The organism is Devosia sp. 919 (assembly GCF_013185965.1).
GTDB lineage: Bacteria > Pseudomonadota > Alphaproteobacteria > Rhizobiales > Devosiaceae > Devosia.
This window is the reverse complement of the sequence record NZ_JABAOL010000001.1, coordinates 1347956-1371711: the sequence shown is the minus strand read 5'-3', so window position 1 is coordinate 1371711 and position 23756 is coordinate 1347956. Positions and strand designations below refer to the sequence as shown.

General features: G+C 62.9%; 25 protein-coding genes and 1 riboswitch. Of the genes, 11 read left to right on the top strand and 14 right to left on the bottom strand.

Features of this window, described 5'->3' with window-relative positions; genetic code table 11:
* The first annotated feature begins 21 nt into the window (after positions 1-21).
* Entirely contained in the window at positions 22-573 is a 552-nt protein-coding gene (locus HRQ64_RS20115) for a DUF2231 domain-containing protein (protein WP_349236679.1), read from the top strand.
* Here HRQ64_RS20115 and HRQ64_RS06605 read toward each other — a convergent pair.
* The 3 genes from HRQ64_RS06605 to HRQ64_RS06595 form a co-directional block, all read right to left on the bottom strand.
* Positions 554-1066: a CopD family protein gene (locus HRQ64_RS06605; RefSeq protein ID WP_127752292.1), complete on the bottom strand. Its 513-nt coding sequence runs from the start codon at positions 1064-1066 to the stop codon at positions 554-556. The two genes, HRQ64_RS20115 and HRQ64_RS06605, sit on opposite strands and share 20 nt — an antisense overlap.
* Positions 1063-1818: a cytochrome c oxidase assembly protein gene (locus HRQ64_RS06600; RefSeq protein ID WP_248308195.1), complete on the bottom strand. Its 756-nt coding sequence runs from the start codon at positions 1816-1818 to the stop codon at positions 1063-1065. The genes HRQ64_RS06605 and HRQ64_RS06600 overlap by 4 nt, the downstream gene beginning before the upstream one ends.
* Before the next feature lie 80 nt (positions 1819-1898).
* Positions 1899-4391, bottom strand: coding sequence for a membrane-bound PQQ-dependent dehydrogenase, glucose/quinate/shikimate family (locus tag HRQ64_RS06595; RefSeq protein WP_172122678.1), 2493 nt, complete (start codon positions 4389-4391; stop codon positions 1899-1901).
* 280 nt (positions 4392-4671) lie between these two features.
* Between HRQ64_RS06595 and HRQ64_RS06590 the strand changes: the two genes are divergently transcribed.
* The gene (locus HRQ64_RS06590) at positions 4672-4848 is read left to right on the top strand and encodes a hypothetical protein (RefSeq protein ID WP_164854739.1); all 177 of its coding nucleotides are present in this window, start codon (positions 4672-4674) and stop codon (positions 4846-4848) included.
* 60 nt (positions 4849-4908) lie between these two features.
* The gene (locus HRQ64_RS06585) at positions 4909-5139 is read left to right on the top strand and encodes a hypothetical protein (protein WP_172122677.1); all 231 of its coding nucleotides are present in this window, start codon (positions 4909-4911) and stop codon (positions 5137-5139) included.
* Between the two features lies 1 nt (position 5140).
* Here the strand turns inward: HRQ64_RS06585 and HRQ64_RS06580 are convergent, their stop codons facing one another.
* The 6 genes from HRQ64_RS06580 to HRQ64_RS06555 form a co-directional block, all read right to left on the bottom strand.
* Positions 5141-6427: an LLM class flavin-dependent oxidoreductase gene (locus HRQ64_RS06580; RefSeq protein WP_172122676.1), complete on the bottom strand. Its 1287-nt coding sequence runs from the start codon at positions 6425-6427 to the stop codon at positions 5141-5143.
* 14 nt (positions 6428-6441) lie between these two features.
* Positions 6442-7449, bottom strand: a complete 1008-nt coding sequence (locus HRQ64_RS06575; protein ID WP_172122675.1) for an ABC transporter substrate-binding protein — start codon at positions 7447-7449, stop codon at positions 6442-6444.
* Between the two features lie 2 nt (positions 7450-7451).
* Positions 7452-8201, bottom strand: a complete 750-nt coding sequence (locus HRQ64_RS06570; RefSeq protein WP_172122674.1) for an ABC transporter ATP-binding protein — start codon at positions 8199-8201, stop codon at positions 7452-7454.
* Entirely contained in the window at positions 8198-8995 is a 798-nt protein-coding gene (locus HRQ64_RS06565; protein WP_172122673.1) for an ABC transporter permease, read from the bottom strand. Before HRQ64_RS06565 ends, HRQ64_RS06570 begins: the two co-directional genes overlap by 4 nt.
* 14 nt (positions 8996-9009) lie before the next feature.
* The gene (locus HRQ64_RS06560) at positions 9010-9618 is read right to left on the bottom strand and encodes a YkoF family thiamine/hydroxymethylpyrimidine-binding protein (protein ID WP_172122672.1); all 609 of its coding nucleotides are present in this window, start codon (positions 9616-9618) and stop codon (positions 9010-9012) included.
* Positions 9609-9721, bottom strand: a riboswitch (TPP riboswitch). Its footprint overlaps the gene before it by 10 nt.
* Positions 9722-9786: 65 nt before the next feature.
* On the bottom strand, positions 9787-10743 hold the full coding sequence (locus HRQ64_RS06555) for an AraC family transcriptional regulator (RefSeq protein ID WP_172122671.1): 957 nt from the start codon (positions 10741-10743) through the stop codon (positions 9787-9789).
* Between the two features lie 110 nt (positions 10744-10853).
* Between HRQ64_RS06555 and HRQ64_RS06550 the strand changes: the two genes are divergently transcribed.
* The 3 genes from HRQ64_RS06550 (at position 10854) to HRQ64_RS20455 (ending at position 14389) form a co-directional block, all read left to right on the top strand.
* Complete coding sequence (locus HRQ64_RS06550; RefSeq protein WP_172122670.1) at positions 10854-11726, top strand: NAD(P)H-binding protein; 873 nt, start codon at positions 10854-10856, stop codon at positions 11724-11726.
* A 74-nt stretch (positions 11727-11800) separates the two neighbouring features.
* Positions 11801-12574, top strand: coding sequence for a TSUP family transporter (locus tag HRQ64_RS06545; RefSeq protein ID WP_172122669.1), 774 nt, complete (start codon positions 11801-11803; stop codon positions 12572-12574).
* 201 nt (positions 12575-12775) lie between these two features.
* Entirely contained in the window at positions 12776-14389 is a 1614-nt protein-coding gene (locus tag HRQ64_RS20455; RefSeq protein ID WP_210258517.1) for a DUF6022 family protein, read from the top strand.
* Positions 14390-14504: 115 nt separating this feature from the next.
* Here the strand turns inward: HRQ64_RS20455 and HRQ64_RS06535 are convergent, their stop codons facing one another.
* Together HRQ64_RS06535 and HRQ64_RS20105 are read right to left on the bottom strand one after the other, a co-directional pair.
* Positions 14505-15377, bottom strand: a complete 873-nt coding sequence (locus tag HRQ64_RS06535; protein ID WP_172122668.1) for a LysR family transcriptional regulator — start codon at positions 15375-15377, stop codon at positions 14505-14507.
* A 108-nt stretch (positions 15378-15485) separates the two neighbouring features.
* On the bottom strand, positions 15486-15674 hold the full coding sequence (locus HRQ64_RS20105) for a hypothetical protein (protein ID WP_248305244.1): 189 nt from the start codon (positions 15672-15674) through the stop codon (positions 15486-15488).
* 21 nt (positions 15675-15695) lie between these two features.
* Here HRQ64_RS20105 and HRQ64_RS06525 point away from each other — a divergent pair, with 21 nt between their 5' ends.
* The 3 genes from HRQ64_RS06525 (at position 15696) to HRQ64_RS06515 (ending at position 18687) form a co-directional block, all read left to right on the top strand.
* The gene (locus HRQ64_RS06525) at positions 15696-16691 is read left to right on the top strand and encodes an aldo/keto reductase (protein WP_172122667.1); all 996 of its coding nucleotides are present in this window, start codon (positions 15696-15698) and stop codon (positions 16689-16691) included.
* Positions 16692-16941: 250 nt separating this feature from the next.
* Positions 16942-18084 (top strand): MFS transporter, encoded by a 1143-nt coding sequence (locus HRQ64_RS06520; protein WP_172122666.1) that lies wholly within the window; start codon positions 16942-16944, stop codon positions 18082-18084.
* A gap of 87 nt (positions 18085-18171) precedes the next feature.
* Complete coding sequence (locus HRQ64_RS06515; protein ID WP_172122665.1) at positions 18172-18687, top strand: GNAT family N-acetyltransferase; 516 nt, start codon at positions 18172-18174, stop codon at positions 18685-18687.
* 236 nt (positions 18688-18923) lie between these two features.
* Here HRQ64_RS06515 and HRQ64_RS06510 read toward each other — a convergent pair whose 3' ends face one another.
* On the bottom strand, positions 18924-19634 hold the full coding sequence (locus HRQ64_RS06510; RefSeq protein WP_172122664.1) for a polysaccharide deacetylase family protein: 711 nt from the start codon (positions 19632-19634) through the stop codon (positions 18924-18926).
* A 144-nt stretch (positions 19635-19778) separates the two neighbouring features.
* A complete protein-coding gene (locus tag HRQ64_RS06505; protein WP_172122663.1) occupies positions 19779-20726 on the bottom strand; it encodes an AraC family transcriptional regulator in 948 nt (315 codons plus the stop codon).
* Between the two features lie 97 nt (positions 20727-20823).
* On the opposite strand from HRQ64_RS06505, the gene HRQ64_RS06500 reads away from it, so the two are divergent.
* The gene (locus HRQ64_RS06500; RefSeq protein ID WP_172122662.1) at positions 20824-21582 is read left to right on the top strand and encodes an SDR family NAD(P)-dependent oxidoreductase; all 759 of its coding nucleotides are present in this window, start codon (positions 20824-20826) and stop codon (positions 21580-21582) included.
* Between the two features lie 47 nt (positions 21583-21629).
* Here HRQ64_RS06500 and HRQ64_RS06495 read toward each other — a convergent pair whose 3' ends face one another.
* Positions 21630-22739, bottom strand: coding sequence for an aldo/keto reductase (locus tag HRQ64_RS06495; RefSeq protein ID WP_172122661.1), 1110 nt, complete (start codon positions 22737-22739; stop codon positions 21630-21632).
* 104 nt (positions 22740-22843) lie between these two features.
* Between HRQ64_RS06495 and HRQ64_RS06490 the strand changes: the two genes are divergently transcribed.
* The gene (locus HRQ64_RS06490) at positions 22844-23734 is read left to right on the top strand and encodes a LysR family transcriptional regulator (protein WP_172122660.1); all 891 of its coding nucleotides are present in this window, start codon (positions 22844-22846) and stop codon (positions 23732-23734) included.
* Positions 23735-23756 lie beyond the last annotated feature (22 nt).

Here is a 23756-nt window from a genome sequence, read left to right as displayed (position 1 = left end):
CTTTAACAAGGGAACTCTGCGGTGAGCCAAGCGAGCGAAGAAGAGCAGGAAGCCCAGCGGGAAGAAACCCCGGCCGAAGCCCGCTCCGATCACCCCAATCCCTATATTCGCTCCATTGCCGACAAGGATATCGGCTCGGCCATTGCCGTGGCTGGCCATCCCATCCACGCGATGATGGTGCACTTTCCCATCGCGTTCATTATCGCGACCTTGGGCATCGATATCTTCTACTGGTGGGGCGCTGATCCGTTCTGGGTGCAGGTCGGCACCTGGTCGGCTTCCGCCGCCTTTGCCTTCGGCGTCCTGGCGGCGCTTGCCGGCACGGCTGAACTGCTGGCGGTTCCCGGCATTCGGGTGCGCGTTGCCAGCTGGAACCATGCGGTTGCCGCCATGGTCCTGGTCGCCATTGCCGGCGCCAATGCGGGCCTGCGCATTTTCTACCCCGAACAGATCCTGCCTAACGGCCTGATGCTGTCGGTGCTCGCGAGCATGGCCACCGCTTTTGCAAGCTGGCATGGCGGCAAGCTGGTGTTCGATCATGGGGTTGGCCTCATCATATCCACCCGGCAATAAAGGGGCCGACCATTTCGGAAAGGGCGCCGGGGGCGAAAAACGCCTGCAGGCCTTGCGGCCATTGCAGGCGTGGCTTGCCCAGCACAAGCGCCAGAATTGCGCAGACAACTGTGAGGGTCAGGGGCACGATCACCATGAAGCGCGCCGTGGGATAGTGGCCGTTGCGCTCGAAAATGCGCAGGATCACCAAACCCGAAAAGATGTGGATGCCTGTCAGCACTGCGACCCCGACCAGCTTGGCCGAAAACCAGTTCTGGTAGGTGCCCTGCATCAGGATCAGCGCAGTTCCCGAAGCAATGGCTACGAAAGCTCCGGGCGACACCAGCTTGACGTACAAAAAGCGCGTAAAGGCGTGCAACCGATGGAGCGCATCGTCTTCCAGCCCCCGCCGCTGCCGGTAAAGGAACGGCAGTGCCAGGAGCCCCGCCGACCAGAGCGCGATCCCCCCGACATGGATGAATTTGAGCCAGGCGACGACAAAACCCCAGGTCATTGCACCGCCGGACGGCGTTCCGGCCGCAGCGCATCAACCAGTCGCCAGATCACAACGCCCAGCAGCGGCAGATTGGCAGGCACCCACATGATGAGCCCACCCAATTGCTGGTCCTCGATCGGCGAAAAGCCAAAGGCGAGGGTCGTGGCCAGATGCGGCAGGTAGAGCGGGCCGGAGGCAAACACCAGCAGCGCACCCAGAAAGCCCATCTGGATGGCGCCGGACAGCGCCGTCAGCCCGGCGGCCATGGCATTGTCGGCCCGCAGCATGCCCAGCCACAGCCAGGTGAAAGCCAACAGCAAACTCACCTGCATGGCCCAATAAATCGCAGGATGGGTGAACGCCGCAGCATAGAAATCGGGCGCATGCCAGAGCCAGAGCGCCACGGTCGAGACCAGCAGCGCCGGGAAAAGCTTCACCCGCCGCCCCCACTCAGGCGGCAGCGCCAGCGCCAACAAGGGCGCCACCACCATGGTGAGGAGGATGTGGTGCCCCACGCGGGCCGAGAACAGCGCCACGGTCAGCGCGCATAAAGGCGACACGAAAAGCGTTGCCACCAGGGCCCAACTCGCGCCCGCTGCCAGTTGGCGCTGCCGGGACGCCGACCGCAAAGCGAGCGCGGCGACGAGGCCCGCCAGCACCAGGGCGATCAAAAGGACGGGGTCCAGATTCCAGCGGCCCCAGAGGGTGGCAAGCGTCGGCGGTGGTCCGCAAAAGCTCATATCGAAGGCAAAGGTTGACGCTGGGATCATCGTTTTCCTGGTTGTGACGCTATACAGCTTGGTCGGGCCGCCGGGACCATGCCAGCAACAGCTAGGCTCCTTTGCCCCGCTTAGATTGCAGCCTGCGGCAAGGCATAGGCGATGAAATAGTCGCCGATCGGGGTTTCCATGAAGTCGTGCCCCCCGGCATTGATCACGATGATCTGCCGGCCCTCCGCCTCATAGGTCATCGGGGTCGCCTGCCCGCCAGCGGGCAGCGCTACCTGCCAAAGCTCCTCGCCCGTTTCAATGTCGATGGCGCGCAGCAGGTCGTCGGTGGTCGCGGCAATGAAGAACAGCCCCGAAGCCGTCACCACGCCACCGCCATTATTGGGCGTGCCGATCTCGAGCGGCAACATGGAGGGGATGCCAAATGGGCCATTCTTGCGCGCCGAGCCGAAGGGGCGGTCCCACAGCACTTCGCGGGTGTTGAGGTCGATGGCCGCGATCCCGCCATAAGGGGGCTGCTTGCACAGCATCCCGGTAAATGGCACGCGCCAGCCGGCATTGACGCGAATGCCATAAGGCGTCTGCGCCTGCGGGCTGAGGCTGCCATGCGAGCCACCACCAGCATCGGGATCGTAGTTGGGATCGGTGATCGGCAACACCCCGGCGGCATTCACCTCTTCGCGCGGCACCAGCTGATTGTAGTTGGGCATGTTGTTGTAGTTGGTGATCATGATGCCATTGACCGGATCAACGGCAACCCCGCCCCAATCCACCCCACCATTATAGCCGGGGAACTGAATCCAGGGCCGATCCACCGTCGGCGGGGTATAGACACCTTCATAGGACGCCTGGCGGAACTGGATGCGGCACCACAATTGGTCAAGGGGCGTCGTTCCCCACATATCGGCTTCGGTCAGGTCTGCCTTGAGCAGATTGGGGAAGTCGGTGACATAGGGCTGGGTGGGCGAGAGCCGCTCGGGCTCGACGCCACCCTGTGGTGCCGGGCGCTCCTCGATATTGACCAGGGGCTCGCCGGTAGCGCGATCGAGGATATAGAACTGCGCCTGCTTGGAGGGCATGATGATAGCCGGGACCGGACCATCGGGCGTGGGGAAGTCCACCAGCGTCCCCTGCCCGCCCAGATCGTAATCCCAGACATCGTAGTGCACGGTCTGGTGGTGCCAGGCGACGTCGCCCGTTTCCACATCCAGCGCTACGATGGCGGTGGAATAGGTGTTCTCCGCGTCCGAGCGGTCGCTGCCCCAGTAATCCACAGCGGAATTGCCCATGGGCATGTAAACCAGCCCCAGCTCGTCATCGCCTGACGCGATGGTCCACATATTGGGCGTGCCCGGTGTGTAGATCTCGCCTTCGGGGGGCAGCCCCTTCTGGTCGGGGCGCCCCATGTCCCAGGCCCATTTGAGTTCCCCCGTCCTAGCGTCGTAGCCACGGATCACGCCGGAGGGCGCTTCGCGGGTTTGCCCGTCACTCACCTGGCTGCCGACCACCAGCACGTCGCGCACCAGGGTCGGGGGCGAAGTCGGGGCGTAAAAGCCGGGCGCAGTGTCACCAATGCCTTCGAGCAGATTGACTATGCCCGCATTGCCGAATTTGTCGCAAGGCTGGCCAGTTTGGGTGTCGAGCGCGATCATGCGCGCATCATGGGTCAGGTTGACCACCCGGCTGGCGCACAGCGCATTGGGGTCGGCGGCGGGATCCTCGAAATAAACCAGGCCCCGACAGGAAGCATTATAGCCGATGGCATCTACCGGGGTCTGCGGATCATAGGTCCAGAACTCGGCGCCGGTCGCGGCATCGAGGGCGCTGATCTTGTTGAGCGCCGAACAGAGGTAAAGCCGATTGCCGACCTTGACCGGCGTGTTCTGGTTGCCGAACGGCTCGTCGTTCTCGGGCAGATCGCCGGTGCGGAACTCCCAGATTTGCTCGAGCTGGCCAACATTGTCGCCGGTGATCTGGTCGAGCGGGGAATAGCGCGCAGCGCGATGCGTGCCGCCATAAGCGGGCCAATCGACCCCGGTTTCCAGCGTCACATAGCGCGGCGCAACCGGCGTCGCCAGCGCCGGTTCGGACGCTTCAGCCGGGGACGCCTCGGGCGTGGGCCCCACCGGGGCCGCTTCAACGGGGGCGGGTGGTGGCGCTGCCGGCTCGGGGCTGCCCGGTGTGGCGGCGTCGGAGGGCGGCACTTCCTGAGCGTGCAGGTCTGGCCCAAGATTGCCCGCCACGCCGATGCATGCCACCAAAGCGGCGATCCCGGCTGCTGTGCCCGCCAGTGTGGAGCGGGAGGCGCCTTCGGGGCGCCGCAGCGACCGAATAGTCGTCAGCACCAGAACCAGAACGACCGTCGGCGCCACCAATCGCGGCACCTGGGCCCATCCATCTAGACCAGCTTCCCACAAGGCCCAAGCGACAGTGCCCAGATAAGTCAACCCGTAAATCCAGACCGCCGTAAACTCACGCCTGAACAGGAAATAGGCGGTCGCCAGCAGGCCAGCACCAGCCAGCAGATAGTACCACGCCCCCCCAAGCGTGATCAGCCATGCGCCGCCCCCCAAGATAGGCAGCCCGAATATCACCAAGGCGGCAGCCACCAACATTGTCCACCAAAACGCAAAGTTCCGGCCGGTGGCGACGGTCGCGCTGCCATTAGTTCCCCTCTAGTTTACCCATGCTAATGGCCAACGCCTCGATCTCGCCACGGTTCCGCAATGGGACAATGCGCGCTATGCAGCAGTTTTCAGTCGCCCTCGGCCATCTGCTCGCATCCATTCTCCACAACCCGGCTTCGGCGCGGCGATAAGGGTCGCCATGCCATTGTCCCGGGAGGATAGGACGGGCTAGACTAGCGGCAATCACCAAGTGCGAAGAAAAGCTGGTATGAGCGACAAGATCAAGGATGTACCCAATGGTGAGCTGGTGCCCGAGCAAAGCGAACTCCAGCTGGCAGATATAAGGATCGCTGACCTGGAGCGGCAGCTTGAAGCTGCCCAGCAGGAGATCGAACGGCTCAAACAGGAAGTTGCTTCCTTGCGCTCGTCAGCAGGTCCTCGGTGACAGTCCCAACAGCAATGGTCAATTCGAAGGGAGCCGCCGATATGCGTCTGAGTGCTGGGTTTGAGTAAGAAATATCGCGTCGTAGATTGCGCCCCGACAGAAGGCGCACCGGAAGAGTTTATTCAGGTCGCCGCGACTCCCGAGGAAGCAGCGCGGCTGGCGCTGGGACTGGTGCTGCAACGCGGCGGGCAATTGCGGGACCTGCGGGCCAAGGTTTACCTTGAAGCCGCCGGAACGTTGTCGATGTACCGGCTCTACACCAAGAGCCTGCACCGGCAGGCCGTGGACTGACCTATGCCGGACCGAGTTGGACGCGCTGCCGCAGCAGCGTTTCCCCGCTTGCGTTAAACAGGCCCGATGCGGTGAGCTCTGGTATCACCAGATCCACAAAGCTCTGCAGATCGGCCGGCATCAACGGTGCCATCACGTTGAACCCGTCCGCGGCCCCTTGGTCGAACCATTCTTGCATGGTCGCCGCGATCTCGGCGCCCGTTCCGACCGCCAGCAGATGCCCTCGACCGCTGGCAAGACGCATCAGCAACTGCCGCAGGCTGAGCCCCTCCCGTTTGGCGATGCCAACCAAAACAGCCACGCGGCTTTGGCTCGACTGGCTGGGAGCCCCTGCCCCGACAAAAGGAGGCAGGGGGTCATCCAGCTGTGCCGCAGACAAGTCGGTGCCCAGGAACTCGGAGAGCTTGGCCAGCGCGTGCTCAGGCACCATGAACCCATTCAACTGCACCAAGCGCTCTTCCGCCTGCGCCCGCGTCGGGGCAGCAATAGGCACGATGCCAGGGTAAATCAGCAGGCTTTCCGGTGGCCGGCCGTGGCGGGAAGCCCTTGCCTTCATGTCGCGATAAAACAGTTGCGCCTCGGCAAGATCGGCCTGAACCGTGAACACCAGATCGGCATAGCGCGCCGCGAAATCACGCCCGGCCTCAGAGGCGCCGGCCTGCGCCAGCAAAGGGCGGCCCTGCGGCGAGCGCGGCACGTTCAGCGGCCCGCGGGTTCGCACGAACTGACCGTGATGATCTACTGTCCGAACCTTTGCGAGATCAAGATAGCGGCCCGCCTGCTTGTCCGCGATCCGGGCATCGGCCTGCCAGGAACTCCAAAGTGCCAGCACAGCCGCGGTGACATCTGCGGCCCGCGCATAGCGCTCGCCATGTTCAGGCATGGCGTCGAGCCCGAAATTGTGGGCCTCAAGCGCATTGGAGGAGGTGACGACATTCCAGCCCGCCCGGCCACCGCTGAGGTGATCGAGCGAAGCAAAGCGGCGGGCGAGATGAAAGGGATGATCAAAGCTGGTCGAGGCCGTACCGATTAGCCCAATCCGCTCCGTCACTGCCGCCAGCGCCGAAAGGATGATGAAGGGGTCCATCGCGTCCGAGAGGTGCCGGTCGGCGCTTTGCTGCAGCGCCAGTACATCGCCCAGAAACAAAGCATCGAACCCACCCGCTTCAGCCCGACGAGCGATGTCGGTCCAATAGCCCAGATCAGTCGAGGCCAGCGCATTGCTTTCAGGCATGCGCCAGCCTGCTTCATGACTCCCCAGCCCATAGATCACCGCGTTGAGCCCCATGCGCCGCCTTGGTGTCACGGCGCGGCTTCCACATAGGCGCTGGTATAGTAGCCGGAGAAGTCAGGCTTGGCGGCCAGAGGATTGCCGTCGCCGTCCTTGAGGATGCCGGCTTCAAACAGGAACGTGCCCATCGCCTCCATCTTGGCGGGATTGATGACGCCCACGGCCCCAATCTCGGCCCGCAGGTAGTGCCCATCGATCAGCGCCTGCAGCGATGCGCGCACAAAGTCCCGGTCCAGCAGCGCGTCGCTATTGGCTGCGACCAGAATATCGGTCGCCTCGTCGGGATGGGCGACGGCATAGGCGTAACCGCGCTGGCTCGCGCCAAGGAACGCCTTGGCAGTGTCCGGGTGCTCAGCCAAAAAGGCGCCGGTGGTGCCGATGAAGTTGGTGTGCTGGTCGGGCACGCCCCAATCGGCATAGCGGAAGGCACGTTGTGGGCGCCCGTCTCGCTCCGCCTTGACGCCTTCCCAGGTATAAACTTCAAGGGTAAAATCCACCGCGCCGTTGGCCAGCGCTTCATAGGCCGAAGTGCCCAGGGTGACCGTCTCGAATTCCCCCCGGCCGCCATCGGCGCGGATGATCGTGCCAATCAGGGCACTCTCCCAGTCGCTGCCAAAGCCGGCATAAGTCTTGCCGTCAAGGTCCTTGGGGCTTTGGATATCCTGCCGGTCGCCGTTGAACACCAGGCGCCCCGTTTCGGTCTGCACCAGTGCATAAGTCGCGACCAGATCGACCCCGGCCGTGCGCTGGGTGAACAGGCCGATGGAGCCAAGAATACCGAAATCTGCCACCCCATTGGCCACGAGCGTGCCAGCGGAAGTGTCGGAATAAGGCAGGATCTCAACTGCGACCCCCGCATCCTCATAAAAGCCCTTGGCTTGGGCAACAAACAGGCCGACATGGTTGGTGTTGGGCGTCCAGTCCAGCGCCATGGTCACCGGCACCGGCTGGGCCAGTGCGGGTGGACTGGCGAGGGCGGCGGCAAGGCCAAGGATCAGCAGCAGGCGCGAAAGCGGCATGATTATTCCTCCGGTTCAAACAAGGTCTGCAGGATATCGGCTTCGATTTGGGCGATGACCGCCGACCCTGCTGGGGGTCGCGGATGCTCAAGCGGCACGTCGATGCGGCGCACGATCTGCGCTGGGCGCGGCGACAACAGGTAGATCCGGTCGGACAACAGCACCGCTTCGCGGACATCGTGGGTGATCAGCAACACGGTCCAGCGATGGCGCGTCCACATCCCAGCCAGCCAGCGCTGCATTCGCGTGCGGGTCAGGGCATCCAGGGCTCCGAAAGGCTCGTCGAGCAGCAGCATGGATTTATGCTGCACCACTGTGCGCAGCAGCGCTGCACGCTGCCGCATGCCGCCGGAAAGCTGCGCGGGGTAATGGTTTTCAAATCCGGCCAAACCAAACTCAGCAAACAGCGGCTGGACCGCCGCCCGCGCCGCCTTGCGCGTCATGCCCGCCACCTCAAGGCCAAGCGTGGCATTGTCGATGATCCGCCGCCACGGCATCAGCGCATCGCGTTGCGGCATGAAGGCAAAGGGGTGGCTCTTTGGGGCGAGTGGCGCCCCATCAAACAGCATTTCCCCACCATCAGTGGACACCGCTCCGGTCAGCAGCTGTAGGATGGTGGATTTACCAGCGCCGGAAGGGCCGAGGATCGAAACGAACTCTCCTGCTCCAACGCTCAAGTTGATGTCGGCCAGAACTTCGGAATCGCCAAAGCTCTTGCCCAAGTTGCGCAGTTCAAGCCTGGGCGTGGTCATGGGCGCCTCTGCGCCAAGCGGGTCCAGGGCATCGTCAGCCGCTGCACCAAGACGGTAGCGCCAAACAGGAGCAGGGTCAGCGTCGCGCTGACGACGACGGCGGCCAGCACCAGGTCGGGGCGAAAATTGTTCTTGGCATTGAGAATATAGATGCCCAAGCCCCGGACCGCCCCGGCATATTCGGCAAAGATCGCCCCGACTACGGCATAGGTGATGGAAATGCGCAGCCCGGCAAAGTAATAAGGCAAGGCCGAAGGCAGCCGCGCCATCCTGAACCGGCGCCACCGCGAGGCTCCCATGGACGCCAACAGCCCCTCGATATCGCGGTCGGTGGAGTCATAGCCCTGCACCAGCGCCACCAGCATGGGGAAAAAGGTCACCAGTGCCACGAGCACGATCTTGGGCGTCAGCCCGAAGCCGAACCAGAGCACGATGAGCGGCGCGATGGCGACCAGCGGCAGGGTCTGGGTGATGATGAACACCGGAAACAACGCCCGCCGTACCGGGCGAAAGAAGTCCACCACGACCGAAAACAGCAATGCGGCGCAGAGCGAGCAGCCGAAACCCAAAATGGTGGCCTGCAAGGTCGCTAATGTGTGCCCGGCCAGCGCGTCCCGGTTCTGGTAGCCTTGGACGATAATGCGGGATGGCGCCGGCAACGCCGTTGGGGAGATGCCCGAAAGCTGCACATAAGCTTCCCAGGCCAGGATCAGGGTCACCACCGAAAACACGGCGGGCCCTGCGTAACTGAGAAACCGGGCGACAAGTCGCCCGAAGGAGAACAACTGCGCCATGCCAGACCTTCCGCTCAGCGCGCGCTAGGGCTGTTGGCCGACACGGTCAGGTCGATAGTGACATGTCCCTCGGGCGGTCCAAACCGGCAAAAGGCCTGCTCGATCGTGGCGAATAGCGCACCGGTGTCGCCATTGAGCTTGGTGGCGAAATGCTTGGACTTTTCGAAGGTGCCCGACTGTTTGAGAAAGTCGATGCAGCCATAGATTTCGTCCATGTGATGGCCCTGTCCCATCACATAGAGAGACAATTGGGCCACCCCGAAGACGCCGATGTCGGGCGCATCTTGCACTGCCGCAAGCGCGCTGGCGCGCCGCTCCTCAAGAGGCGCAACGGGCCCTTCGAACAAATGGGACTGGCAGATGGCATCATCGGGCTCGCCCGGGCAGCCGCGCGAGATCGTCGCCGAAAGCACGCAATGGGTGCCGGCGCGCGCGGCGGCACTGAACAGATCGCGCATGGCGGGAAACAGCACTTCGGGCGGACCGACCAACAAGGTCGAGATGTCATCGGTCTCGATGCGCAAGCGTTCACGATAGGGATCGAGCGCACCCAGCGCGTTCATGATCACGCCGACAAAGTCGCCGGTCATTGGATAAAGGGAAATCTGTGCGCCTGAGAACATGGCCCGCCTCGCTCCGCTGGTATTACCCAGATCAGCTATAGGGTCCGAAGGCTTGCCGCCCTCATCTCAGCCCCGACCATACGGAGCACCCCTGTGGATAAAGCCAGCATAGGGCAGCATTGCCGGCAAATGCAAGCACATGTCTGCATTGGCGGAGTTGATCTTGGATCAGGCGCTTTGCGATGCTTGACGCAGTTCCTGGATTGCTTGTCCATCAGGCAAGCGCGCGCCACTTTGGAGCGTCTGCAGATAAGCTCGGGGCGCGAGGCCGTGATAGTCCTTGAACGCCCGCGTGAAAGCCGCCTCCGAGGCGTAGCCGGCTTCGCTCGCTAGTGACCCTACCGAAGTGGGGCCACTGGCGAGCTTTCTGGCGGCCAGAGTCAGTCTCCAACCTTTGAGATAGGTCAATGGCGGCTCTCCCGCCCGGTCATGGAATCGTCTGGCAAAGGCAGCGCGCGACAGCCCCGCCACCTTCGCCATGCCCTCGACAGTCCATTTGGCGGCGGGATCGGCATGGATCGCCCGGAACACCTTGGCAAGGTTGGGATCCTTCATTGCCGGCAACCATCCGGCGGAATGCCCGGCGCGCTCGGCTGCACGGCGCAGCACGTAAACCAGCAGGCTGTCGGCAAGACTTTCCACCAGGCTTTCATTGCCCAAGCCCTGGTGCTCCAGTTCCTCGGCCAGCAGCAGCACGATCGGCAAAATGCCATTGTCCTTGCGGAGCTCGGCGGCGGGCAGGTGAATGCAGGGCGGTAGCGCCGATTGTCCCAGCCGCCGCGTGCCATCCACCTGGAAGCGCCCGCAAAAGATCACCGCGTCAGGAGACTGGCTGGTGACATCAAATCCTTGTTGCACGAACTGGCTGACGGGGGGCGCCTCGCCCTTGGGGCTGGCCACGAGATCGTGGGCCTTTCCATCACTCAGGACCACCAGATCACCCTCTTCCAGCCGGAGTGGCGCTTCGCCAGCCCGGCGAAGCCAAGCGGTCCCCTGCCAGACGAGGTGAAAGGCGATCATTGCCCCCGGATCGAGCCGGAAGCCCCAAGGCTCAACCACCCGGCTGCGGACGAGGGTCATCCGGCTGCGGGCGTACATGCGGATCCATTGATCAAGCACATTCATGCCGCTCTCCTGCACCTTTTCAAGACGATCTGCAAGAAACGGGAGATCGTCTCACATGGCTTGTCCTCTCAGGGCGCGCCATCTTTCTCCTGGTTAGAAAGGAGAACGTGATGTTCAAGACCATACTTGTTGCGGCCGGAGCCGGCACAGTTGGGCAGCACCTGGCCAATCGGCTGCTGATCGCCGGGCACAGCGTCAAAATCGGCACAAGGCGAGGAGGTGACGCCAACACAGTGCTGCTGGACTATAGTCAGGCCCCGACTTTTGAAGCGGCGCTTGCCGGCACCGATGCGGCTTACCTCGTCGTTCCGACCTCGGCCGAACCACATTTACTGCTTGGCCCCTTCGTCGAGGCCGCAGCGCGGCGCGGCATTAAGTTGGTGTTGCAATCAGCTCTGGGGGTGGATGCCAATGACGCCATTCCGCTGCGGCAACTGGAGCGGCAGATCGAAAGCTCAGGCGCGCCCTACGCGATCCTGCGCCCAAACTGGTTCCTCGACAATTTCCACGGGCGCTGGCACCCCGGCATCATGGAGCTTGGCCGGCTTGCGCTTCCCGCGGGCGATGCCACGACCAGCTTGATTGATGCGCGCGACATCGCCGAAGCTGCCGCTGTCGCTTTGACCCAGGCAGTTGCGGATGGGCGGGCTTTCAACCTGACTGGCCCCGACAGCCTGGGCTATGCCGAAGCCGCAGCGGCGCTTTCCGCGATCAGCGGCCGCACCGTCACCTACGAGGGTGTCGACGAGGCGCAGTTCAAGCGCGAGTCGGGGCGCATGAAACTGGCGCCAGCTCTGGTTGAACAGATGCTGCCGATCTTTACTGCTACTCGCGCGGGTCATTTCAGCCAGGTCACTGACGATTTCAGCCAACTCACCGGGCGACCGGGCCGGCGGCTCGTCGATTATCTGGCTGACAATGCCTGGCGCTTCGCCGTCCCAGTTGCGCAGAACGAAGTCCAGAGAGCAGCGGTCAGTCGTTGATTTGCCGCCTCACGGCGCCACGCCCGGGGAATGCAGCTATTATCCCGGGCGTTGATTCTGTTTGCAGGCTGGTAATGGACCCGTTGAATGTCGCCATGCTCTTGGTCCTTGCCGGCGCTGCCGCTTATGTGCAGACGCTGACGGGCTTTGCCTTTGGCCTGTTGATGATGGGCGGTATCGGCATTCTCGGGCTGCTGCCCCTGCCCGAAGCCGCGGTGATCGTGAGCATCCTCACGGTGGTCAATGCAACTCAGGTGTTGGCCCGAGGCTGGCGTAACGTGGCCTGGAGCGAGTTTCGCCTCGCCATTGGCGCCAGCCTCCTTTTGGTGGTGCTGGGTTATTTCATGCTCGAATGGCTTGCGGACGCCAATCTGGACGGACTACGCCTGCTGCTGGGCGCCGTCATCGTTGGTGCCAGCATCCAGTTGATCCTGCAGCCGCATCCGCTGCCCAACCGATCTTCTTCGGGTTCGTTCGTCCTGGTGGGTGCATTGGGCGGCTTTCTGGGCGGGATGTTCTCCACGGCCGGACCGCCCTTGATCTATCACTTCTATCGCCAACCCCTGCCAGCGGCCGCCATCAGGGACACCTTGGTGCTGATCTTTGGCGTCAACGCCTTGTTCCGGCTGTCCTTGGTGGGGTTGACCGGCAGCTTCCCCTATGAGGCAAGTTGGTGGGCGCTGTTGGCGGCGCCCGTGGTTACCGCCACCACCTATGCCGCAAAACGCTGGCCGCCGCCATTTGCGGTCCTCACGCTGCGCCGCGTGGCGTTCTCGCTGCTGCTGCTATCAGGTGTATCCCTGGCGGCGCCAGCCATTTGGCGACTGGGGTTTGCCGCGGCCGGCTGAACGTCGATCCTCGGCGTGCTAAGTTGGGCCTCGGTACACACATCGGTCTCAACCCCTTGCCCACTTCGATATGTAGATCACAAGCGGCTTGCTTCAAGCCTAGGGACCTGCCGTAAAACCCTTGCCGTATCCAAGCAAAGGGAGTGCATCGATGCGGGTACTTTTGTCGACCTATGGTCGCGGGGTGACGTCGAACCTATTGTGGCGCTTGCAGTCGCGCTCGAGGCGGTCGGTGTGGAAGCGGTGCTGTCCGCTCCGGGCGACCAGGAGTTTGTGGAGCTTGCCGAACGTGCCGGCGTTGAGTTGGTCCCCGCCTTCATGCGCGTGCGAGAGTGGATTGCGCTCGCTCAACGATTTCCCAGCGATATCCCGGGTTACGGGATGAGGATGATCGCCGCCCAGTGCCGGACCATCGACGCGGCAGCCGCCGGCTGCGATGCAATCCTCGCGACCGGTCTTATGCCTTCGGTTGGCGCGGCTCAGTGCGTGGCCGAAAAGCGCGGCCTGCCCTTTATGCACGCATCGTTCTGCCCGATGTACCTGCCATCCGAGCACCACCCGCCACTTTCCTATCCCGGTCATTCCCGCCCAACGGGAGAGACCGACCACCGCGCACTGTGGAACCACAACCTCGAGGTGATGAACGCCCTTTTCGGCGGCACGATCAACCGACAACGGATCGCCATGGGCCTGCCGACAGTGACCGATATTCGCCAGCATGTCTTTACGACGCGCCCGCTCCTGGCTTCGGAGGCGGCGCTCTGCCCCTGGGAGCCAACCGATCTTTGTGCACCGGAGCAGACCGGGGCCTGGATCCTGCCCGACACGCGCCCGCTGCCACCCGAACTGGAGGCCTTTTTGAACGCTGGCACTCCGCCCGTTTATTTTGGCTATGGCAGCATAGCGGCGCCCAATGCCGACCGCTTGGTCCAAACCGCGGTAACCGCTATCCGCGCCCATGGGCGCCGCGCAGTTCTGGCGCGGGGCTGGGCTGGGCTCACGCTGCCCGACCAACAAAGCGACTGTTTTCTCGTCGGTGAGGTCAACCAACAGGCACTTTTCAGGCGTGTTGCCGTCGTGGTCCATCATGGCGGCGCCGGCACCACCACCACCGCTGCACGGGCGGGTGCCCCGCAGGTGATCGTGCCCCAAGGCGCTGACCAACCGTTTTGGGCACGACAGATCGAGCGGCTCGGGATTGGCGTAGCGCATCCTGGTGCCGCACCAACAATGGAGTCCCTTTGCGTCGCCCTCAACACAGGGCTCCAACCCGAAACCGCCACCCGGGCCCGGGCACTGGCCAGCACCATTGACAGCAATGGCGCTGCCCGAGCGGCAAGATTGTTGGTGGAAATCGTTGCGCAGCAAAGCTCAACCCTAGTACCGGCGCGGGTTCCATTGCTGACGGACGAGGCCGGCACTGACATTCACGCCCTCGCCCAGCGCGCCCAGGCGATGGTCGACCTTGAACTTGCCCGCATCTTGCCCGTGCGGCTGCAGGAGTTCCAGCAGCAATTCGAAGAAGTCGGCGATCTTGCCTATGGCACGCTCAATGCCGAGCTGTTCCGCCCTGTGCACGCCGCCCTGCGCGAAGCTGGCCTCAAGGCAATACCCCGATTGCCGGGAAGCTTCCAGCGCAGCCGGGAATGGGGCAATGCGGACGAAACCCATCAGCAACGCTGGATGTGGTCGATCATCAGCGGTGCCGACGGCAAGCCAATCGGCTCCCTCGCCGTCGGCAGTCACCACGATCACTCCTGCTTCCGGCTGCCCCGCAGCCCCGAGATCATCGCGCTGCGCGCCACCGTCCCCTAGCAGGATTGTCGCGGAGATCGCCCAGACCTACCCACAATACGCCGAGCAAGAGGATTTCAAGCACTGGTACGCCGCCTATCTTGGGCGGCAGTCGTCGACTTGACCTTTATGCCATTCAATTGGTCCGGCTCTGCTGGCCACGGAACAAGGCGCCGTGCTCGCGCATCAGCGCCGCAATGCGCTCGCTGACGGTACGCACGGCAAAGCTGTGGCGCTCCTCGTGATGGGCCACGAGCCACTGTTCGGTTTCGAGTTCGGGGATAGCCTCCGCTAGGCGCGCAAGCCGCGGATCGCTGTCACCGACGAAGCAGGGGAACACGGAAATGCCGGCGCCTGCGGCCACGAGTTCGAGCACGCTCAAGGCATCATTGCCGCGCACGGCAATGCGGTCGCCGTGACGGGCATGCAGCCATCGGGCAGAATGGGTCTGGCTGGCTTCCCCGGCCACGCCGACAAAGTAACCGGCCGCAACCCCGCTGACGAGTTCTGGCCTGGCATAAAGCCCATATGCCACCTTGCCGATCAGTCGCCCCACCAACCATTGCTCGGTGGGGCGCTGGTTGCGGATGCCCAGATCGGCATGGCGCCGACCAATATCGACCTTCTGGTTGGCGGTCACCAGTTCAAGCCCGAAGCGATCCGTGGCTGTCCATACCCGGCCGATCTGCCGACCAAGAAAAGCGGAGGTCCATGGTCCCGCCGAAACCTGCACCACCCGTTCCCCGATGGCCCCATCCTTCCAGCGCTTGAGCGCGAGCATGGATGCTTCAACCTCTTCGGCCCGCACCAGGAGCTCTTCCCCAACCGGCGTCAGGCGATAGCCGGTCTGGGAGCGCACGAAAAGCCGCTCGCCGACCTGCCGCTCCAGCGCCGTGATCCGGCGTCCCAGGGTTGCCGCAGATACGCCAGTCTTGCTCGTGGCGGCCGTCAGCCCGCCCAAGCGGGCAACATCGAGGAACAGTCGTAATCCGTCCCAGGACAGGTCCATTTTTCAATCCTGCAAAGCCCTTTGCAGCGTCGATCGTAGCCGATCCCCGGGAAGACGCGCAATAAACACAGCCGTAGCCGGCGCTACAGAGCGCGTCAGGGCTGCGCATCACCGCAAAACTGCAACATCAACCGCTTCGCAACATGATCGGAGGCTTGGATGTTTGGACGACTTCTTTGCAAGATCAAAAACTGGAGAAAGCAACAGATTGCCCGGCGCAAGCTGGCGCTCCTTGACGATTGGCTGCTCGCCGATCTTGGTGCCGAGCGAGGGTCGCTCAACCAATTTGTTGCTCACCACACTCACTAGGGGGTCGGCATGACAACCACACGTATTTTTGGGCGCACGGGCTGGAAGGTCGGCGCGGTCGGCCTCGGCTGCTGGGCTATCGGGGGCGAGTTCACGCTTGATGGCCGTAGCGACGGCTGGGGCGCCGTTGACGACAGCCAGTCCGTTCGCGCCATCCACCTCGCACTCGAGCTTGGCGCCAATCTCTTTGACAGCGCCGATGCCTATGGCACCGGCCATAGCGAGGAAGTGCTGGGCGCCGCACTGCAAGGTCGCCGCGACCAGGCCGTGATCGCGACCAAGTTCGGCTTCACCTATGACGCCGAGCGCCGCGCTTTAGGCGCCGTAGATGTAAGTTCGCGCTATATCCATTGGGCCGTGGCGCAATCGCTCAAGCGACTGAAGACCGATGTGATCGATTTTTACCAGATTCATCCCGGTACACTTGGCGATCAGGAGGCGGAGCAGGCCGGCGAGGCTTTGGAGCGCCTGGTTGAAAAAGGGCAGATCCGAGCCTGGGGCTGGAGCACGGATGATGCCGCGGCGGCCCGCCGCATGCTGAAGTTCCCCAACTTTGCCGGTGTGCAACAGGAACTCAACATCCTGCACGACGGGCCTGCCATGCTGTCGCTCTGCGCGGAAGCCGGACTGGCCAGCTTGAACAGGTCGCCCTTGGCCATGGGCCTGCTGTCGGGCAAGTTCAACTCTGCCAGCCGGATGGATGCTACCGATGTCCGCGGCGCGGGCCATCCCTGGGTGCGGCACTTCGAAAACGGGGTACCGACCCCACAAGTGTTGAGCCGCATCGAAGCGCTGCGGGACCTGCTCACCCAGGGCGGCCGGACCTTGGCCCAGGGCACGTTGGGGTGGAACCTGGCGAGGTCAGCTAACACCTTCCCTATTCCCGGCTTCAAGACGGAAGAGCAGGTGCGCGACAACCTGGGGGCGCTTGAAAAAGGACCGCTGCCGGCAGCCACCATGGCGGAGATCCAGAAGCTGCTGCATGGACAAACTGAAGGCGCCTGACTGCGCGCCGCCAGCAAACTGTCGTCACCTAGGGGCTCCAGAGTGGCGTCGCTCTCTGGCCATCCGGCAACACCCGACGGAGGTAATGCGTTTGCGCGTGCCAACCGCTGGATGCTTCTGGAAATCGCGCGGCGCTCAGCCTAAGGCTAGTGGCGGACTGCCCGGGGGGAGGACGCGCTCCGTTGGGGGACAACAAGGTGTTGCCTCTGGCAAGCGCGTTGACGTGGCAGCGGGGTGGGCAGTTTCGGGCATGGCGTTCAACGCGTATTATTTTGCGCTTTATGCGCAGGTGGCGATCGGCATCACCTTCATGCCGCTTTGGCTGAAATCAGGCGGCCTTTCGGTACAAGAGATCGGGGTCTGCCTCGCGCTTGCCTCGGCGCTGGCCGTCGTGGTCAATCCCGTGGTTGGCGGTGTGGCCGATCGCACCCGGAGCAACAAGGCGATCCTGTTCGGCCTCGTCGTGCTCGCCACGCTAGCCTCCGCCGCTTTGCTGGCCGCCAATGGCCCTCTCATCGTGGCCGGCGTTTACCTCATCCTCCGGTTCGTCAGCGCGCCACTCATTCCCCTCAGCGAGTCGATCCTGATTGCCAACCTTGCCACATACCGGCTGGAATTTGGCCGGGTGCGAGCCTGGGGCTCGGCGTCGGTCGTGGTCACGACCCTGCTTTGCGGCTATCTGGTCGACTGGTCGAGCCCCACCGTCATTGTCCTCGTGCTCATCCTGGTTCTTGCACTGCAGGCCGGGCTTTCAAGCGCCCTCCCCGGCCGCGGGGATGGTGCAGCGATCGGACCGATCTCGACTGCGGCGATTGCCAAGGCCTTGCGCAACCGCAGCTTCCTGCTCCTTATCGGCAGTGCCGCCATTTCCCAGGCCTGCCATGGCCTGTTTTATGCTTACAGCACGTTTCGCTGGCTGGGCGCTGGGTATTCGACCTTCGAGATCGGCATGTTCTGGACCATCGGCGTCGCCGCCGAAATCATTGCCTTCGCATTTGCCAGCCGCATCACGACGCGGCTGACGCCCGGCATGATCATCAGCATCGGGTGTCTTGCCGGCGTGTTGCGCTGGGGTACCTTCGGCTACTCGACCGACATCTTGCCCACCCTGTTGATGCAGTTACTGCAAGGCGCGACCCTGGGCCTTACCCAAGTTGGCGTCGCCGCCTATATGCGCCGACATGTTGCCCCGCACTTTCTTGCCAGCGCTACCGGCTCCTATGCGGCAGCAGGGGGGCTCCTCGGCAGCGTCTTTATCCTTGTGGGCGGGCAGCTCTACGCCTCCGGCAGCGGCAGCGTTTTCCTGTTTGCCAGCGCTCTTTGCGCCTTCGGGCTGATGGCTGCCTTGTGCATGATCCGGCTGGAAAAACGAAATGCAGTCGTGCCGGCTTAGCGTGGCAAGGCTGGGGGATACGCCTTGGGTACGCTTGCTTGCGTTCTACCCCAGCTGAACGGAAATTAAGAACAACAAGAGCGACTGATGGGCAGCAGGAAGGTCGAGATCAGGCCTATCGCAATGAGTGATTTCGACGGCTTCTACGCTGCTCTTGACAGCGTGGCCCGGGAGCGGCGCTTTTTGTCCTCGCATCAGGCACCGCCGATCGAGAGCACAGCGAGCTTTGTTGCCGGCAACATCAAAAACGGCAATCCACAGTTCGTCGCCTTGGCGGGTTCTCAAATCATTGGCTGGTGTGACATTTGCCGGCAGAGCAAACCCGTATTTGAGCATTCCGGCGTGCTGGGGATGGGCCTCGTAACGCAGTTCCGCGGCCAGGGCATTGGCTCCCGGCTGCTCGCTGCCACGCTCGAAACCGCGCAATCAAGGCGCTTTCGCCGGGTGGAACTCGAGGTGTTCGCCAACAATAGCGGGGCCATCGCCCTTTATCGAAAGCACGGCTTTGCCCTGGAGGGCACGCGGCGGTTGGGGGCCATGATCGACAACCAGGAGATCGACATCCACATCATGGCCGTGATCCACCCCGCTGCAGCGTCGTGAATCGTCGGACTACGGGCTAAGTATTCGACGAGACGCGAAATGGTGCTCCGCCCGAGAGCGCTCATCGTGGGATTGGACTGCCGATAATACCAGACGAGGCCCGTGGCCTGCCGGAAGGCCCAAGCGGCGCCACGCTGCCACTCCAGCTCGCTGGCCTTGATGGCGTCGCGAAACACCGCCGGGCTTTCCCGGTCCATGCGGCGACCAGACGCCCATCAATCGGCTGCAGAGCTTTGTTATCTGCCGGCCAGCAATTGGGAAACCGTAACGAATTTGAAACCGCGGGCCTTGAGGCCATCGATGATAGGAGGCAATGCTAGTCTACTTGCTGCTCGGCTCTCATACATGACGTGCATGATAATGATGGAGCCGTTTGTCGCATTGGCAATCGCATGGTCGGCTAGGCCCTGTGGGCTGGCCGCATCAGCCGCATCAGCTTCAGGTTCTACGTCCCACATGATCGTGGTGCGGCCGTGTTGGGCGAGGTACCAAGGCAGGGCGACGAGTTTCTTGCCATAGGGCGGGCGGAAGTGCAGCGGGCCCGCATAGCCGGTCTTTCGAATGGCGACATCGGTGCTTTCGATTTCCTCGGCAATACTTGCGGGCGACATGAAGACCATGCGCTTGTGCGACCAAGAATGATTGCCGATCTCGTGACCGGCCGCGGCTATGGCTTGAACCTGCTGCGGATGCTCAGCGCTTTCCCGGCCAGTGAGAAAGAAGGTCGCCTTGACGTCGCGTTCGTTGAGAATGTCGAGCACCGTTTGGGTATAGGCCGGCGTCGGGCCGTCATCCAAAGTGAGCGCCACGACGGGCGCATCAGTGTCGAGGCGCGCGACGATATCGCCAAAAAGCTGGAAACCTTTGGCATTGCTCAACTCCAGCACGCCCAGGAAGCCCGCGACCAACACCGCCATGGTAGCAAGAAGGATTATCCAGCGGCGCATGAGTGTTCTTTCCGCTTGAGTTCTCCAGCAATGACCTCGGGAAATACCGCCGATAGCTGCTGGTGACATCCTCATACTTTGGCACGAAGGGCACTTCCACAACGCCGCCTTTGAGCGCGGACCAGGTTTCCCTGAGCTTCTCCGTCAGGCGATAGCGCCTTCGAATTCTTCTGCCGCCATGCCGGATGACGCAGCAGCGACCTCGCGCGCATAACGCACCGGCGATACGCCGACTTCGCGCATAAAGGCCACGCTGAAGGCGCTGGCCGAGCGATATCCGACCTGGCGGGCAATCTCGCTTACGCTCGCTTCCCGCTTGCGCAGCAGGTCCTTGGCCAGAGCCAGTCGCCAGGACTTGAGATATTCCATCGGCGCCATGCCCACAGCGCCTTGAAACCGATCGTGGAAACCTGAGCGGGACAAAGCGGCTTCTCGCGCCAGCTCGGCCACGGTCCAGCCGCGCTCCGGTCTTGCATGCATGCCCCTGAGCGCCACCGCGAGCCGCTCGTCCGCCAAGCCGCGCAGCAATCCCGGTGATTCTCCCAGATCGGCAGTGGAGCGGAGCGCTTCGATCAGCAGCACTTCGAGCAGATGCTGCAACACCACTTCTCGTCCCGGCTTGGTGCCCACAGCCTCATCGCCGAGCAACTGCATCAGCATCGCCAGCCGATATTCGCTGCGCACCACAACCACTTCGGGCAGCAGCGAGGACAACAAGCTCGCATCGTCCGACTGGAATATGCAGTAGCCCACCAGTGCCCGCATATCGGTCGGGCCATCAATGCTGCCGAGGCGGTAGCCACCGCCGGGCAGGATAACGGGATCGATCACCAGATTGGTGTCGCTGCTTGGCGCTTCGCTCCACATGCTGAAGTCGTGCGCAAAGGGGATCAGGATGAAGTCCCCCGCATTGACGAGGATCTCCCCGCTTTGGTGATCCCGGTAGCGCAGGCTCCCCTTGAGGACCGCGACATAATAGGGATTGGGCGATTGGGTCCGCCTCACCCGCCATGGTCCTGATCCGGTGACGCATTTGGAAAAAGGTGCGCCCGGTTGCAGCAAGCCGACGATCTGCGCGAGGGGATCAGCCATTCTGGACTCAATCGAAATAATCTTGGACGTTTGAAGATAGAACGTCCACCAGCCGATGACCACCTCCTGTTCGGCCAATCAAGAACAGGATCAAGCCATGACCGAAAATACCCGCATCGCACTCGTTACCGGCGCCAATCAGGGCATAGGCCTCCAGATCGCAACCGATCTCGCCGCCAATGGCGTGACGGTGCTGCTCGCCTCGCGCAATCTCGAACGGGGCAAGGCAGCCGCGCAAACTATTGCCGGCGATGTGCATCCTATCCAGCTCGACGTCACCGACGAGGCTTCGATCCGCGCCGCCGCGGCGCAAGTCGAACAGCAGTTCGGCCGCCTCGATGTTCTCGTCAACAATGCCGCGATTTCCCGGGCCAACGGCCAGGAAACCGAGACCATGCAGGACTATATCAAGCGCTCACGGGCAACGCTGATTTCGGTCGATGAAGTGCGCTCCATCTGGGAAACCAATGTTTTCGGCGTGCTTGCCGTCACCCAGGCATTTGTGCCCCTGCTGCGCAAATCGAAAAATGCCAGCATCGTCAATGTGTCGAGCAGCCTTGGCTCGCTCACCATCAACTCCAAACCCGGTCCCTATAGGGCAACGTTCAACCCCGGCTATGGCGCGTCCAAGACCGCGCTCAATGCCATCACACTAGCCTTTGCCATCGATCTTGAAGCGGAAGGGATCAAGGTCAATGCGGTGACCCCCGGCTATACCAGCACTGCGCTTAACAATTATGAAGGCAACGAAACCGTCGAGCAGGGTGCGGCCGAAGCCGTACGCGTCGCTCTCCTCGGCAGCGACGGCCCAACCGGCACCTTCACCGGATCGGTCAACGAGGCCTATCCCTGGTAAATCGAACCGAGATACGCCGAGGGGAGCCATGGCTCCCCTCGTGCTGTTCAGTGTGCCGAAGCGTTCCAGGGCGCAACCTCATTGCCGCCAAAGAACGCGCCGCGCGGCAACTGGAAGATGAAGTACGGGCTTGGGAGCGGCAGGGCGGTAGCCGCTTCAAGGCGCTGCAACTGATCAGCGGACAGCCTCACCTCAAGCGAGGCGATGTTCTGCACCAACTGATCGGGGCGGCTGGCGCCGATCAGCACGGAGGAAACGCCCGGCCGTGCCGCCACCCAGGCCAGGCTGACCTGGGCCATGGACTTGCCCGCTTCCTGGGCAATTTCGCGCAGGGCGTCCACCACCCCGAAGTTCCGCTCCGTGAACAGCATGCCGCCGAAAGGATTGTCACCGTTAAGCCGACCATCGCTCCCCTGCTCGCCGCCATCTCCGGCGCTGTCGGGCATAGCGGGCGCCTGCTCGGCACGCGAAAGCATGTCGCGACCATATTTGCCGGTTAGCAACCCGCCGCCGAGAGGGCTCCAGGGTACGAGGCCCAACCCGAATTCCGCTCCGGCTGGGGCAAGTTCAAGTTCGACGCCACGATCGATCAGCGAATAGGAATATTGCAGCCCAATCGGCTTGGGCAGCCCATGCGCGGCAGCCAGGGTGGCGATTTTGGCGACATACCAGCCTGGCGTATTGGAGAAGCCATAGTGCAGGATTTTGCCTGCGCGAACGGCGTCGCTCAAGGTGCCCAGAACCTCTTCTGCCGGCGTGGTGCGGTCCCAGACATGCATCCAGTACATGTCGATAACATCTGTTTGCAGGCGCTTGAGCGATCCCTCGATGCCGGCCCGGATGTTCTTCTTGCCATTGCCACCGGCAAGCGCAGTGCCCTGCTGGCGCGAAAAGCCGAACTTGGTGGCGACAACAAGTTTGTCGCGTAAGCCGCTCTGGGCAATGAAACGGCCGAGCATTTCTTCGCTCTGCCCGCCTGAATAGATGTCAGCTGTGTCAACGAAGTTGCCGCCCGCGGCGACATAGGTGTCAAAGATGGCGCGGGAGCTTGTTTCGTCGGTGCCCCAGCGTCCGGTGCCGAAGGTCATGGTACCGAGCGCGAGTGGGCTGACGACAAGGCCGGATGCACCAAGGGTGCGGTATTGAGTGAGACTCATGAGGCTTATCCTTCAAGGCTTGAGGCTGCACCTGACAAGTAGAGCCAAGAGTGGCACCCGATTAGCCCTTGCCCGTGGGATGAGCTTGTGAGCACCCTGCAACAATGGAACGAACGCCGCTCAACGATCTTGCCATGTTTGCTGCCATTGCCCGCGAGGGCAGCTTCACCCGTGCTGCATCTGTGCTGGGCCTCTCGACCTCGGCTTTGAGCCACGCCATGCGCGGGCTCGAAGCCCGGCTTGGCGTCCGGCTCCTGTCGCGCACCACGCGCAGCGTGTCGCCCACTCCCGCAGGCGAGCAGCTCTTGGCGTCCCTTGGCCCTGCCCTTTCGGCCATCGAGAATGGCTTGGCCGGGCTTAGCGAATGGCGCGATCATCCATCGGGGCTGGTGCGGATCACCACTTTCGCCTGGGTGGCACAGACGGTGCTTGAGCCCAAGCTCCCCGCTTTCCTGCTGGCCAATCCCGACATACGGGTCGAGGTCAATATCGAGAACTCGCTGGTCGATATCGTGGCGGGCGGGTTCGATGCCGGCATTCGCTTTGGCGAAACGGTTGAAAAGGACATGGTCGCGGTGCGGGTGGGGCCGGACTTGCGCACCATTGTTGTGGCTACACCAGACTATTTCAGCCGCAATCCACCGCCTGTTTCCCCTTATGATCTCGAGCGTCACGCCTGCATCAATTACCGCCTGAGCACGTCTGGCGGGCTGCTGCCCTGGGAGTTTCGGCATGAGGGTAAAGACATCAAGATCAAGCCCTCCGGGCCCCTGATCGTCAATGAAGGCGCCTTGGTGGCGGCGGCTGTCCGGGCCGGCGCGGGGTTAGGCTACATGATGGAGCAGGATGTTGCCGAAGACCTGGCTTGCGGCCGTCTGGTGCAGGTGCTGGACGAGTGGTGCCCGACCTTTCCGGGCTGCTACCTCTATCACTCCAGCCGGCGGCAAAGCCCTCCGGCCTTGCGGGCGCTGATCGAAGCACTACGCGTGCGCTGAGAGCCGGCAAGCCGATGGGGCG